A 12,981-nucleotide genomic window follows, 5' to 3' on the forward strand; every position below is an offset into this window, starting at 1 on the left:
ACGCTCGGATACTTCCCAACACTGCCTCGGAAAGCCCGCGGTCCGCCGGCGGTCAAACTCAAGCATCGGCCCTGTTCGAATCCTGAGCTGGCAGAACACTCACAGCAGCTTTGCAAACAGGCACCAAGCTTGTTCTTTATCTTCCGGCCGCGTCGTAAGGCGGGGCCGGAAGGTTCCAGACGGCGTCTGACCGGTCGACGATCTTTCGTGGTGGGTAGCATTCCGGACATCTGCAATCCTATTCTGCGAGCCCTGGCTGACCTCGAACGAGACACCTCCCGAGCCGGATTCCGGGGGCGTTGCCCGAGGAACGCTCGCCCTGGCAAGAATGCGAGTTCCTGGGCCGTTATCTGTTCAACATCAGGGCCGGCGGCCCCGGCCGGGACACGGACGCCGTCGAAGACGACGAAGGCTGACGGCCGGGCACTCCACCCCCTTTCGGGCACGAGCTGAAGCGGGCGGCGCGACCGGGGACCGCAGGCCGAGCCACTGCTCGGCGTCCCAGGTCTGGAACCGTGACAGAATCAACATCACGTTGATAAAACTCGACGTTGTGTAGACTTTCTGGGTGTGGGGCAGCCCAGCTCCTCGCGAGACCTTTCTGGAGGAGCAGTGCAGCAGCAGAAGTGGCTCATCACCGGCGTCAGCACGGGCCTTGGACGTGCCTTCGCCCAAGCCGCCCTGACCGCCGGGCACACCGTTGTCGGCACGGTCCGCTCCGCGGAGGACCTGCGGGCCTTCGAAGGGCTCAAACCCGGGTACGCTCACGGCCGCATCCTGGATGTGACCGACGACGCCGCCGTCTCGAGTGTGATCACGGAGGTGGAGCAGAGCGTCGGCCCCCTGGATGTCGTCGTCGCCAACGCGGGCTACGGCCTGGAGGGCACCTTCGAGGAGACGCCGCTGGCCGACGTGCGGCGGCAGTTCGAGGTCAACGTATTCGGAACAGTGGCCACGCTGCGGGCGGCCCTGCCCCACATGCGCCGGCGCCGACGCGGACACCTGATGGCCGTCACCTCCATGGGCGGGCTGATGGCCGTGCCCGGCATGTCCGCCTACTGCGGCAGCAAGTTCGCCCTGGAAGGCATCCTTGAGGCACTGGGCAAGGAGGTCGCACAATTCGGGATCCACGTGACGGCGATCGAGCCCGGGTCCTTCCGCACCGACTGGGCCGGACAGTCCATGACACGCACCGCGCAGTCCATCGACGACTACGACGAGCTGTTCACCCCCATCCGTGAAGCACGGCAGAAAGCCAGCGGGAACCAGCTGGGCAATCCGGCCAAGGCCGGGGACGCCGTCGTGCACATCGCGTCGGTCGACCAGCCGCCGGCCCACCTCGTCCTGGGCTCGGACGCGCTGCGACTGGTCACCGCCGCGCGCACGGCCGTGGACGAGGACATCCGCGCGTGGGAGACGCTCTCCCGTACCACCGACTTCGCCGAGGGCGCTCAGCTCTGATGCCCGGCCACCACCCCGCGCAGAGCCGACGCACCACCGAACGCAAGGGTGACGTCCGGGAGCGGGCCATCCTCGACACCTGCGAAGCTCTGCTGGCGCAACAGGGCTATGACGCCATGACCGTTGGCGACATCGCGCAGGGCGCCGGCATCACGCGTGGCGCCCTGTACTTCTACTTCGGCTCCAAGCAGGAAGTGGTCACGGCGCTCGTGGCCCGGACCGTGGAGCACCTGTGGGAGCGGTCCCGGGCCACCGCGCAGACCGACGAGCCACGCCAGGCCATCGCAGCGGCCATGCGGCGCACGGTCGAGCTGTGGAACGAGCACGGCCTGGTCATGCGCACGGCGATCGACCTGTCGTTGACCGTGTCGGAGATCGGCGAGCTGTGGAGCCGCACAGCTGACTTGTTCATCGCAGCCATCGCCGCCGTCCTGGAACGAGCCGGCGTTGAGGCCGGCACCGAACCGGAGCAAGCGTCGGCGATGGCACGCGCCCTGTGCTGGATGATCGAGCGGACTTTCTACCACGCCTCGCAGGAGTCCCGCGAGGAGTTGCAAAAGGCATCTTCGACCTGCGAACACATCTGGCTGATCAGCGCCGGCCTGATCACCTGATGCATCCGGTGTGGACGGTGAGGCGCGAAACCGAACCCCGTGACTCCGAAGCCCACCGTCCAGGCACTCCGCCGGCGGAAATCCCGCGAGGCACAACGTCCTCTCCCAGCCCGATCAACGGGAGGTGGTGTCCACAACTCCCGTGTACGGGCCTTCCGGATCAGGTTGCGAGACCTGGAAGGTCACGTACGGGACAGCCCTTGGCCCAGGGACGAGGCGCCTGCCTGATCAGGCTGCCGAACAGCTGAGCGGACGCTCAATGTGAGCGGGGCCTGCGCAGGCCCTCGACGAAGGTTTCCGCCAGACCGCGGTGAACACTCGACCCCGTCAGGGCGCAATGGACGATCGGGCCGACAAGAGTGTCGCTCGTGGCGTCGGGGCCGAGTCCGGGCGAGATTTCAAGCGGGGATGAACGGGATGTACTTGAGTGGTCAGGCCCGATCACGCCGGGTGTGACATCAGCGGCGAGTGAGGGGGACGACGCTCGTGGCGCCGTCCCCCAGCTCGTGGTTGCGAGCCGGGATGGCATGCGTACCGGCGAACGTACTCAGCTCGCGCGCCGAAGCCGTTCGAGTTCGTCGTCCTTGGCCGCCAGGACCGACAGCAGTAGCCGGTGACGCTCCTTGAGGAGGGTGAACTCTGTGTTGGTGCGGGCGAGTTTGCCGGTGAGCCGCTGGTTGAGCATCGATGGCTCCGTGGGTCCTCTCCCGGGCCGCGCGGTAGATCCGGTGCACCTCCAGGCGCTTGAGGTGGACCTCCGTCGTGACCACGCTGGAGTGCCCCAGCAGGTCCCGCAGGATCAGCAGCGGATCGGCCTTCAGCAGGTAGAGCGCGAGCCCGGGCGCGTCCCCGGGCGCCGCGGCGAGCCGAGCGGCCTGCCGGTAATGGCCCTCCACCAGCTTCTCCAGGGTGGCTGTGGCGAAGGCGTGCCGGCACCGGTGCGGCGCGACATCGGGGAACCGCGGCTCGAAGCGCTCACGGATCCTGCGAGCCGTACAGCGGGCCCGTGAAGCCCGTCCGAGCCAGCTCCGCGACACAGTCGAGGTCGCGTTGGCTGCCCAGCGGGGGCTTGCCAATGCACGTGCTCTGCCACCCGTTTGAGCAGGCGCAAGGGGTGTGGCCTGCGGATGTTCCGGCTGACGGATGGTAGGGACGGTCTCGGGAGAGCGGTTCGAGGCTGCGGTGGTGGAGAAAGGGCAGGCGGAGGAACCGTATGGTGTGCCAACCGTGATGACGCCTCCGGCCGCGCCCGGAAATTCCAACCCGAGAAGGGTGGGCCGGCGATATGACGCGCACCGCCTTATGCCCGTTTTGTTCACGTCCTCGGTGTGACCGGGGTATGGAAGCGGTCGTCTATTGGCAGCCTGGCATCGCGGCTGATTCGAGATCACAGGTTGGGTTTTGTCGTTCCCCTGACTACGGAGAGTTGCTTTGCCCGGCCGACGGCTGGACCGGCTGGACCGTTGCCCGCCGCGGCACAGGCGTGCGGGGTAGCGGCCGGGCGCGGTAGTTTGCTCGAATGAGTCTCCTCGATGATGTGGCCGAGCGCGACGGCTGGCGGTGCTGGGTGTGCGACGAACCCGTCGACCCCGAGATGTCGGTGAACGACCCGCGGGGGCCCAGCGTGGACAGCCGGACCGCCGACCGGAAGGCCAAGGTCGCCGAGCGGCTCGCGCACCGCGGGTGCAACACCCGCAAGGGCGCGGTCGAGGTGGTCATCGCCTGGCCGGACCGCCTGTACGTGGTCGAACCCGCGCCGCTGATCACCGTTGCCGGGAGACTGGAGCGCAAGGGGGGTCGCGAGATGGTGGGCCGTTGTCCGACCCGGCGGGACGCCCAGCAGGCGGCGGACTGGCTGGTGGACCGGTTCTCCCGGCTGGTACCGGGGCTGCCGGTGACCGCCGACATCGAGCCGGGCGGCGGCCAGTTCCTCGTCATCCTGGCCACCGGCCGCCGCTGACCGGGGAGATCACCAGCCCACATACGCGTCGCCCGCCCGCGTGCGCCGGCCGGCACCGTCCCCGACGGCCCCGACCTCACCCAGCTCGTCGGCGAACTGCTTCTCAAGAGCCCGGCCTTCGCCGGACTGTTACCGGGGGTGCAGGCGGCGCGAGATGCCTACCGTACGGTGACGGCCTCCCGCCCGGCATCCTGTCCGCCGACCCGTCAAAGCCGGGAGGAAGCAGGGGTCCGCTTCAACTCCTGAGCGCCTGCGAGCGCTCAGTCGGCCCCTCGGGGCCAGGGTCCCGAGCCGGGATCTCGCTCCGGCAGTCCTTGCAGTCGACGGTGTGCGGCAGCGCCGTGAACCGGATGCCGTAGGAGCCGTCAACGCGGTAGCTCCCGCAGACTGGACATGGCTGCGGTGGGAGGCGCTGCTGCTCCGGCACCGGGGCCCTGCGCCGCTTTCGGAGCGGAGTATGCCCGGGCGGACGTGGAATATCTGACGCCGCAAGCACAGAAATACCAGCAGACCGACCGTAGCCTTTCGTGCCTTAGCGGCCAGTAATCAGAGATCCGACATAAGCGCTGGTGGCATGCTATGGTTTCCCCAGTTGCAGTTGTGGTTCCCAAAGACTTCAAGTGCCTTCGCCGCTGTAAGCGGTGGAAGCACTTTTGTATTTCCGGTGCATTCCGGATGGGGCAACCTCGCGGCGACGCGGAGGCCGCACAGTGCGGGCTCCGGGCACTGCCCCGAAGGAGATATGACATGGCTACTGGCACCGTGAAGTGGTTCAACGCGGAAAAGGGTTTCGGCTTCATCGAGCAGGACGGTGGCGGCGCTGACGTGTTCGCTCACTACTCGAACATCGCCGCTTCCGGCTTCCGCGAGCTGCAGGAAGGCCAGAAGGTTTCGTTCGACGTCACGCAGGGCCAGAAGGGCCCGCAGGCCGAGAACATCGTTCCCGCCTGACGCTCACGCGTAGCAGTAGGCCGGGGCCCGCACCTTGGGGTGCGGGCCCCGGCCTACTGCTTTCCCCTGCGGCCCCCGGCCGCCGTGGCAGCCCGCGCGCCTTCCCGGCCGCCCGGAGGAGCGCCTCTGCCGCAGCGGGGAGCCCAGCCCCGGTCCGCCATCGGGCGTGTGAGTACCGCTGGTGTCCACGGGAACGACCGGACAGCTCGTCGAGAGCCCCAGACGGCCCGCTTCGTACATTCACTTTCATCGGTTCGTTCCTGTGCTCCTTGTGCGGCTCCTCTGCCGCCGGGGATTCCTCGACGCACCGCATCGAGGAAGGTTCTCCGTGAACCGCACTGCTCGCTCCACCGACCGCTACTCCCGCACCCGCTCCCCGGGTTCCGGCTCCGGCTCCGGCTCCGGCCGTGGTGGATACCGCGGCCAGGCCCCGAGCCGTTCCGGCGGCCCGTCCCGCTCCGGCAGCTACGGCGGCCGGCGGCCCTCGGCCCCGCAGGGCGAGTTCGCCCTGCCGGTCTCCGTCACTCCGGCCCTGCCGCCGGTGGAGACCTTCGCCGAGCTCGACCTGCCCGCCGCTCTGCTGACGTCGCTGGCCACGCAGGGAATGGCCGTGCCTTTCCCGATCCAGGCCGCCACACTGCCCAACTCCCTCGCGGGACGCGACGTGCTGGGCCGCGGCCGTACCGGCTCCGGCAAGACCCTCGCCTTCGGCCTGGCCCTGCTGGCCCGCACCGCGGGACAGCGCGCCGAGCCCCGGCAGCCGCTGGCCCTGGTGCTGGTTCCGACCCGCGAGCTGGCCCAGCAGGTCACCGACGCCCTCACCCCGTACGCCCGCGCCCTGCGGCTGCGGATGACCACGGTCGTCGGCGGCATGTCCATCGGCCGGCAGATCAGCGCGCTGCGCGACGGAGCGGAAGTCGTCGTGGCGACGCCCGGACGGCTCAAGGACCTCATCGACCGCGGCGCGTGCCACCTGCACCAGGTCGGCGTTACCGTCCTGGACGAAGCGGACCAGATGGCCGACATGGGCTTCATGCCGCAGGTCACCGCGCTGCTCGACCAGGTGCGCCCCGAGGGCCAGCGGATGCTGTTCTCCGCCACCCTGGACCGCAACATCGACCTGTTGGTGCGCCGCTACCTCAACGACCCGGTGGTCCACTCCGTCGACCCGTCCGCCGGCGCGGTCACCACCATGGAGCACCACGTTCTGCACGTGCAGAACACGGACAAGCACGCCACGACGACGGAGATCGCGGCCCGCGACGGGCGGGTGCTGATGTTCCTCGACACCAAGCACGCCGTCGACAAGCTCACCGAACACCTGCTCAAGAGCGGTGTACGGGCGGCGGCGCTGCACGGCGGCAAGTCGCAGCCACAGCGCACGCGTACCCTCGCGCAGTTCAAGACCGGGCACGTCACGGTGCTGGTGGCCACCAACGTGGCCGCCCGCGGCATCCATGTCGACGACCTCGACCTGGTGGTCAACGTCGACCCGCCCGCCGACCACAAGGACTACCTGCACCGCGGCGGACGCACCGCCCGCGCCGGTGAGTCCGGCCGCGTCGTCACCCTGGTCCTGCCCAGCCAGCGCCGCGAGATGACCCGGCTGATGACCACCGCCGGCATCACCCCGCAGACCACCCAGATCCGGTCCGGGGAAGCCGAGCTGAACCGCATCACCGGAGCCCGCACGCCTTCCGGCGTGCCCGTCACCATCACCGAGCCGGTCACCGACCGCGCCAGGCGCAGCGTGTCCGCCGCCTCCGCGCGCGGCAGGCGCAGCCGCCCCGCCGCGGCCCGGCGCTCCACCCGTCCGACCACGGCCTCGACGGGAACCCCGGGCCGCCGGACCGCCCTCAGCCCGGCGGCCTGAACGCCGCCGGACCGCACTCACCAGTGCGAACCGGCTCCTGTCCCCATCCCCCTCATCTCCGCGAGGTCCCATGCGCTGCATCATCGCCCGCTTCCCCTTCGACCTCACCAAGAGCGGCGTGCAAGCGTCCATGAAGGGCATCAAACCCGAAGTCGTCACGGGCGAGTACGTGATCATCGGCCGACGCCACTACCCCGTGAAGCAGGTGGGAGAAGTGATCACCCGCCAGGACCGCCGGGACTTCAGCGCCGCCGAGATGACCCGCGCCCTCATCAGCCTCGGCTACACCTGCCGCAACACCGCCACCCACGTCCCCGCCACCGCCTCCAGCCCACTCCGGACAGCCCAGTCACTGCTCGGCATCCCCGTGACAGCCTGACCCACGAGGAGAACCCGCTCTCGCGGCACACCGGCGGGCGCCTGGCTCCGAGCAGCAGGCGCCCGATCCCACCTCGTCCCAAGCGCGGAGATCACTCCTCGGCCTGCACCAACGCGGCCAACGGCCGTGCCGGGCTTCCGATTCGAGCGGTCGCCGAACGTTGCATGTCGCAGGCGAACGCTCAGCCCTATGCCCCACCAGCCGTCGGCGGGGGCATAAGAAATTGCCGCATAGATGCGGAGTTCACGAATCTGTTGCCGCACGCCGAGCGAGCAGGAGGTACAGAATGGCCACAGGTACTGTGAAATGGTTCAATTCAGCTAAAGGATTTGGGTTCATCGAGCAGTCGGGCGACGGTGAAGACGTCTTTGCGCACTACTCCAATCTCGTCAACGACGCTCTTCCTGGGCTGACCGAAGGCCAGAAGGTCCACTTCGACATCGGGCGGAACCCAAGGGGTCTGTACGCAGAAAACATCGTCTGCGACTGATGCCGAGCCACTCCCAGCCCGTCTCAGTCGGCTCGCTGTCCGGCGGCCCCGCAGCGTAGACACGGCGGTCTTCCCGGTCCAGACCCCTCCGCGATCCGACGGTCGCGGCCGGGAGGCACCGGCTGGTTCGGCGAAGCGCGCGTCCGTAGGCGCCCGTGCGACTCACACACACCACGAGGAGCTCCTACGCCTCGCCGAGGACCGCGCCCCCGACATCAACCCGCACGTCCGCCTGACGTCGCCGATGTCGAACGGTTGTGGATCGTGGACGGGACCTTGATCCCGGTCCGCGACCGCACTGTCGCCGCGTCCTCCCGCCACTCCCCCACGACACCATCCCGCGCCTGATCCGACCCACCTGATGGTCACTGGACCGCAACACAGCCTGCCCCCATGCTCCCAGGGGCCGCGAGCCGCAGACACGCCCTCGCGTCAGGGACACCGGTCAGATGTCGGCCCGGTCGCCGAGTTGGGAACGGCGTAGTTGTTCGTTGATGCGCTGGGCTTCTTCGAGCTGGTCTTCGAGGATCACGATGCGGCAGGCCGCCTCCACCGGGGTCCCCTGGTCGACGAGTTCCCGGGCGCGGGCCGCGATGCGCAACTGGTAGCGGGAGTAGCGCCGGTGGCCGCCCGCGGAGCGCAGCGGGGTGATCAGGCGGGCTTCGCCGATCGCGCGGAGGAAGCCCTGAGTGGTGCCGAGTATCTCGGCGGCCCGGCCCATGGTGTAGGCGGGGTAGTCGTCGTCATCGAGTCGGCCGAACGAGTCGTCTGCTGTCATCTCGCCTCTCTGTGGAACACGCTGGAGGGGCCCCGGCGCCATGTGCGCCGGGGCCCCGAAGGAACTGCTACACCATCTGCCGACCCTGCTACTGCGTCGGCCTACTGTGTCCGCACCGCCACCAGGAGGTGAGCGGCAGGTGCGGGGATCGCGGTTGCTTGACCGGAGACCACCTCACTATCGATGTCCTGCGGTACCCGGACTCAACACTCCGCCCGGGCGATCCCGATGGCGCTCAACTCCTCCGTTCTTCCCTCTGGATCAACTGCCTGCCAAACGTGAACTGCACACTTCTTGTACTACCGGTGATACGCATACTGCGTGGCCTTTACGAGCACCACTCTTCGACAGCCAGCCCCGTCGCCCGTCCTGCGTTTTCTCTGGCTTGGAACCCCACTGCCGAACCTCCCGGTGCGCGCGCCCGCAGCCGACGCCTTCACCGAGGTACTGCTCACTGACTTCACTGCTGGTTACTGCACACTGCACTTACCGGTACTGCTCACGGCGGCCCCTGATCACTGCGGGCCACCCGGTCCGGTCGTCAGTCCCATCGCCCGTCTGGCAACATCCCTGGCTTCGGAACTCCACCACCGCACCGACCTGCACCTTGTGCGTACTGCTTCCCGGCAGTTCGTCTCTGCCGGGCCCGCTGTCTTTCTGGCTACAAGAGAAACCATACCCACGCCACCATCCAATGTCTACTCCGGCCATCACAGATTTTCCGTCGCCGGGGGCAGAGGTAACCTGCTCCAAAACCCGAGGAAGGCGCCCTCCCCCAAGCGATCACCGTTCCCCTTCGGGGGCAGACGGCCGCCAGCAGGACCGGTGGGATCTGCGTCGGAACGACGTTCGCATCGGGAGGGTTGCGATGGGCTACGGCCATATCAGCAGGAAGCGGCCCGCGATCCCGGCGTACGCGGCTGGGTGCACGCGATGAGCGTGGTGCTGCTGGAGAGCGAGGACGCGACGTGGTTCCGCGACGACCTCACCGGTGCCCACCTGCGGCAGGGGTACGGTGCGCGATCAGCCTGCCCCACCCGGTTGCGGGCAAGCGGCGGTCCGGCAGCGCCACAGCGACCGCTTCCTCCGGACGCAGGCCCGCGTAGTACATCCCCGCGAACAGACCCACCAGCCGGCGCCCCCGCGCCCGCCGGTACCCCCCCGACATAGGAGACGGCCGCCAGCAGATCCCGTGCCTGGTTCGGGTTGGCCACCACCCGCGGATCCACCCCCCACCGCCGGCTCGGGCACCCTCCAGCGGACCTTCGCCAGCGGGTGGCTGCCCAGCTCACCACGCCCCATCGCGTAGTGCAGGGCATGGACCAGCACCTTGCGCTTGCGGCGCATCGTCTCCACCGCAGCCTGACCGCCGTCGATCCGTCGGCGCGACCAGCCGCGACACCAGCCCCGACACCCCGAAGGCCCACACCCCAGCCGTGTCGGACTCCAGCGCCGACGGCCCCGGGTCCGCCGTGGACACAGGCCTTCACCTGCCCGCGAAGGCAACGGTCCTCGTTCCTGAGACCACCGGTACGGCCGATGCCGATCTTCCCAACTTCACAGCGCTGACGAACGTATACACCATTCACACGGCGTGCACAGGGAAGGGCAAAACGACGATCATCGACCGGAATGATCCGGACAGCTCTCCCATTCGGATCAACTGCAACCGCCCCATCGTCGTCGGAAGCGTCTACATCGATACCGCACTCCAGTCTCTCGCTGTCCGTATTCGGGGCGGCAGTGCTGCCTGGAAAGTCGCAGTCGTATCCGGGGCGCACGATTTGTGACCCGCGGTGTCTGTTGGGCTCGGCCTCGGCGCCTGACGCTGTTGGGAATTCGCCCGAGTAGACCGTACGGGTCGGGGAGGCGGCGTGGTCCGGACCGACCGTGCGGGCCGAACCGGCGGCGCAGGCCGAGCGGGCCGGACGGGCCGGACGGGCCGGACGCGTGGGCGGTCCCGACCGACCGCCACCGCCCCGACGGCGAACGGCGGCAGGAGGTCGACCGCCGGGGCGGCTCGCCGTCCCGGCGGCGGCCGGACGGGCCGCCGCAACGCGCGCCCGCTGACCCCGCGCACAGCGCCTGTGTGCCGGCCGCTCAGGCCGCGCGCGGCTGCCACGCCTCCTGGAAGCGGCGCCGGGCGCGGAAGAGACGGGACCGGACCGTGCCGACGGGAAGCGAGAGGGTCGTCGCTATCTCGTCCTCGTTGAGTCCGTAGAACCGCAGCGCCAGGATCTGGCGGTGGGCCTCGGACAGGCGGTCCAGGACGTCGTTGATGTGCACGGCGTCCACGGAGCCGGTCTGCTGTCCCGGCTCCACCGGGGAGCAGGCGACCTCCGTCCGCAGCCGCTTGACGGTACGGACGGCCTCCCGGGTGGTGACGGAGCGCACCCAGCCGTAGAACGCGGCCGGTTCGCGCAGGGTGCCGAGGCCCCGGTAGATCGCCAGGAGGGCCTCCTGGACGGCGTCGGAGCGGTTGTCGCGGGCTATCGGGACGCACATGCGGGTGACGTAGGGGGTGATCTCGGCGAGCAGGTCGTTCATCGCCCGCGCGTCTCCGGCCTGGGCCCGGGACAGCAGCACGGCGACGGGGGTGAGGGATTCGGTCTCGGAGTTCATCTCGGAGGGGTGCTCCTCGGGCGACGCGGTGTCAGACGGTGGCGGAGGACCGGTGACGCTCTTCGTCGGACTCGGCGAGAGCGAGGAGGGCCGTCTGTACCTCGTCGCGCAGTCCGCGCATGAACGCCGGGCTGAAGCAGGCGGTGTGGTGCGGGAACTCGATGGCCAGGCGGCCGTCGAACGACGCGACGCAGGCCATCAGCGGGCTGCGTCCGGCCTGCGGGAAATAGTGCTCGCGGGCGGGCACGAGCCGTACGTCGGTGATGCGCGGGCCGTCCGGGAGGCTCGGCCCGGACACGGCGCCCATGTTGGTGACGATGACCGTGCCGAGGTGAAGGGTCGGATGGCGCGGGACCGACGGCATGATCCGCATCTCCTGGAAGTGGTCGCCCCGGTCGAGGAAGTCCCGTAGACCGTCCCCGACCTCACGCGCCAGCTCCAGTACGTCGGTGTCCTCGTCGACCGGCAGCGCCTGGAGGTGCGTGGTGACGGCGGCGACCATGACGTCGGCGGGCACCGGAGGCGACAGACGCGAGCGCAGATCGACCGGTGACATGCAGCGCAGGACGCGAGGGCCCGGGCCGTCCAGGCGCCGGCGGGCCGCGAGCAGCAGGGCGGCGCCTATCAGGCCGTGCACGGACAGGCCCTCCGCGCGTGCCCGCGCGCGGAGCCCGGCGGTCGGCCCGGCGTCGAGCAGCAGTCGCTGGACCTCGATGCGGTGGGGCTCCTCCGGTGCTTCCCCGGTGGCGTCGACGTCGTACGGGACGAGTTCGACCGGGTGACGGCCGGCCTCCCGCACCCGCTGTTCCAGGTACTTGGCCGTCTCGGCGGCGTCCGAGTGGGGCAGCAGCGTACTGATGGGCGCGGGGAGTCCGGCGGCGGGCGGACGCGCGGACTCCGTGCCGCCGGTGATCTCCCGGTAGCGGTCCCAGAGGGTGTTGAGCAGGGCGATGGCGCTGTGTCCGTCGGTGATGACATGGTCGACGGTCAGGACGAGAGTGTGCCGGTGCCCGTCGGGACCGCCCACGAGGACCGCCCGGGTCAGCGGACCCCCCACCGTCAGCGGGCTGTTGATCTCCTCCGTGTACGCCTCGGCGCCGCCGGTACGGATCCGCAGCCGGGGCCGCTCGGCGTCCGGGAGGATTTCGAGGGCGTGACCGTCGCCGTCCGGGACGATGCGCGTCAGCAGTGTCGGCTGCTCCGCCGTGATCGCCTCGAACGCCGCGGACAGCGCCGCCGTGTCGACGGGACCGTCCAGGTCGCAGGACAGGACGGCCCTGCTTCGCTGGGCAACGTAAAGGTCTTCCACGGGGCACAGCACGCGTCGCATGCACACAGCCTTTCTCCGCGTCGGCCTCGCTCCGCGGGAGAGCACGCCTGACGTCTTCTCTGCTCGGACCTGCCGGATTCTTCGCGTGAGCGGTCGGCCCACGTAGTAAGGGAAAGCAGTTTTCGGGAACGGACAGGAAACACGCGGACGGATCACCGTGCCGGAAGGCACCGCCGAGCGGAACAGTGCCGTCCAGCGATTGAAGAACAGCCGGAAGTTCCGACCGGAATCTCTTTCACCGGTAAAATCGATGCGTGGCAGACGAAGTCGGCCGGCCGGCGGTCACCTCGTCGATTTTCCTGAGCCGCCTTCGGGTTCGATCCGGATTCGCTTGATCGACGGACTCGGCACCGCCGCTCCCCCCTGCCGGTGAAGCGTCCGCGCCTACTCGGTCCCCGGTACCGCACGGTCCGCGCCGACGCCGGTTCGTGTGCCGGCGGATCGGCCCGGAGCGGCCGGGGGTTGCCGCGGGAGACCGGCGACGGGCCCGCAGCGCCGTCGCTCCGGGACACCAACCTTCCGG

The 12,981-nt window shown here is 69.3% G+C and carries 12 protein-coding genes and 2 pseudogenes; 10 read left to right on the forward strand and 4 right to left on the reverse strand.

Going from position 1 to position 12,981, the window contains the following annotated elements; translation table 11 throughout:
* Positions 1 to 612 precede the first annotated feature (612 nt).
* On the forward strand, positions 613 to 1,461 hold the full coding sequence (locus tag OHA30_RS03875; protein WP_328912375.1) for an oxidoreductase: 849 nt from the start codon (positions 613 to 615) through the stop codon (positions 1,459 to 1,461).
* Positions 1,461 to 2,075, forward strand: a complete 615-nt coding sequence (locus tag OHA30_RS03880; RefSeq protein WP_328912376.1) for a TetR/AcrR family transcriptional regulator — start codon at positions 1,461 to 1,463, stop codon at positions 2,073 to 2,075. Before OHA30_RS03875 ends, OHA30_RS03880 begins: the two co-directional genes overlap by 1 nt.
* Positions 2,076 to 2,622: 547 nt before the next feature.
* Here the strand turns inward: OHA30_RS03880 and OHA30_RS03885 are convergent.
* The gene (locus OHA30_RS03885) at positions 2,623 to 2,760 is read right to left on the reverse strand and encodes a hypothetical protein (RefSeq protein ID WP_328912377.1); all 138 of its coding nucleotides are present in this window, start codon (positions 2,758 to 2,760) and stop codon (positions 2,623 to 2,625) included.
* 834 nt (positions 2,761 to 3,594) lie between these two features.
* Here OHA30_RS03885 and OHA30_RS03890 point away from each other — a divergent pair.
* The 7 genes and pseudogenes from OHA30_RS03890 to OHA30_RS33890 all read left to right on the forward strand — a co-directional run.
* A complete protein-coding gene (locus OHA30_RS03890) occupies positions 3,595 to 4,035 on the forward strand; it encodes a hypothetical protein (protein ID WP_328912378.1) in 441 nt (146 codons plus the stop codon).
* 27 nt (positions 4,036 to 4,062) lie between these two features.
* Positions 4,063 to 4,165: pseudogene (locus tag OHA30_RS03895) on the forward strand (transcriptional regulator); the annotation flags it as partial.
* A gap of 617 nt (positions 4,166 to 4,782) precedes the next feature.
* Positions 4,783 to 4,986, forward strand: a complete 204-nt coding sequence (locus OHA30_RS03900; RefSeq protein WP_033176667.1) for a cold-shock protein — start codon at positions 4,783 to 4,785, stop codon at positions 4,984 to 4,986.
* Positions 4,987 to 5,314: 328 nt separating this feature from the next.
* On the forward strand, positions 5,315 to 6,859 hold the full coding sequence (locus OHA30_RS03905; RefSeq protein WP_328912379.1) for a DEAD/DEAH box helicase: 1,545 nt from the start codon (positions 5,315 to 5,317) through the stop codon (positions 6,857 to 6,859).
* Between the two features lie 70 nt (positions 6,860 to 6,929).
* Complete coding sequence (locus OHA30_RS03910) at positions 6,930 to 7,238, forward strand: SCO5918 family protein (protein ID WP_328912380.1); 309 nt, start codon at positions 6,930 to 6,932, stop codon at positions 7,236 to 7,238.
* A 286-nt stretch (positions 7,239 to 7,524) separates the two neighbouring features.
* A complete protein-coding gene (locus OHA30_RS03915; RefSeq protein ID WP_328912381.1) occupies positions 7,525 to 7,728 on the forward strand; it encodes a cold-shock protein in 204 nt (67 codons plus the stop codon).
* 216 nt (positions 7,729 to 7,944) lie between these two features.
* Positions 7,945 to 8,049 (forward strand): annotated as a pseudogene (locus OHA30_RS33890) (IS5/IS1182 family transposase); the annotation flags it as partial.
* Positions 8,050 to 8,173: 124 nt separating this feature from the next.
* Here the strand turns inward: OHA30_RS33890 and OHA30_RS03920 are convergent.
* Positions 8,174 to 8,506, reverse strand: coding sequence for a MerR family transcriptional regulator (locus tag OHA30_RS03920; protein WP_328912382.1), 333 nt, complete (start codon positions 8,504 to 8,506; stop codon positions 8,174 to 8,176).
* A gap of 1,436 nt (positions 8,507 to 9,942) precedes the next feature.
* Here OHA30_RS03920 and OHA30_RS03925 point away from each other — a divergent pair.
* Complete coding sequence (locus tag OHA30_RS03925; protein WP_328912383.1) at positions 9,943 to 10,296, forward strand: hypothetical protein; 354 nt, start codon at positions 9,943 to 9,945, stop codon at positions 10,294 to 10,296.
* A gap of 310 nt (positions 10,297 to 10,606) precedes the next feature.
* Here the strand turns inward: OHA30_RS03925 and OHA30_RS03930 are convergent, their stop codons facing one another.
* Both OHA30_RS03930 and OHA30_RS03935 read right to left on the reverse strand, forming a co-directional pair.
* Complete coding sequence (locus OHA30_RS03930) at positions 10,607 to 11,128, reverse strand: RNA polymerase sigma factor (RefSeq protein WP_328912384.1); 522 nt, start codon at positions 11,126 to 11,128, stop codon at positions 10,607 to 10,609.
* 31 nt (positions 11,129 to 11,159) lie between these two features.
* The gene (locus OHA30_RS03935; protein ID WP_405785819.1) at positions 11,160 to 12,437 is read right to left on the reverse strand and encodes a phthiocerol/phthiodiolone dimycocerosyl transferase family protein; all 1,278 of its coding nucleotides are present in this window, start codon (positions 12,435 to 12,437) and stop codon (positions 11,160 to 11,162) included.
* Positions 12,438 to 12,981 lie beyond the last annotated feature (544 nt).

Origin of the sequence: Streptomyces sp. NBC_00223 (assembly GCF_036199905.1) — a bacterium.
GTDB lineage: Bacteria > Actinomycetota > Actinomycetes > Streptomycetales > Streptomycetaceae > Actinacidiphila.

Bases quoted from the DNA above. Each gene is read 5' to 3' on its own strand.
- OHA30_RS03910 (WP_328912380.1), top strand. From the start codon at position 6,930: ATGCGCTGCATCATCGCCCGCTTCCCCTTCGACCTCACCAAGAGCGGC.
- OHA30_RS03915 (WP_328912381.1), top strand. From the start codon at position 7,525: ATGGCCACAGGTACTGTGAAATGGTTCAATTCAGCTAAAGGATTTGGG.
- OHA30_RS03900 (WP_033176667.1), top strand. From the start codon at position 4,783: ATGGCTACTGGCACCGTGAAGTGGTTCAACGCGGAAAAGGGTTTCGGC.
- OHA30_RS03930 (WP_328912384.1), bottom strand. From the start codon at position 11,128: ATGAACTCCGAGACCGAATCCCTCACCCCCGTCGCCGTGCTGCTGTCC.
- OHA30_RS03880 (WP_328912376.1), top strand. From the start codon at position 1,461: ATGCCCGGCCACCACCCCGCGCAGAGCCGACGCACCACCGAACGCAAG.
- OHA30_RS03890 (WP_328912378.1), top strand. From the start codon at position 3,595: ATGAGTCTCCTCGATGATGTGGCCGAGCGCGACGGCTGGCGGTGCTGG.
- OHA30_RS03920 (WP_328912382.1), bottom strand. From the start codon at position 8,506: ATGACAGCAGACGACTCGTTCGGCCGACTCGATGACGACGACTACCCC.
- OHA30_RS03885 (WP_328912377.1), bottom strand. From the start codon at position 2,760: ATGCTCAACCAGCGGCTCACCGGCAAACTCGCCCGCACCAACACAGAG.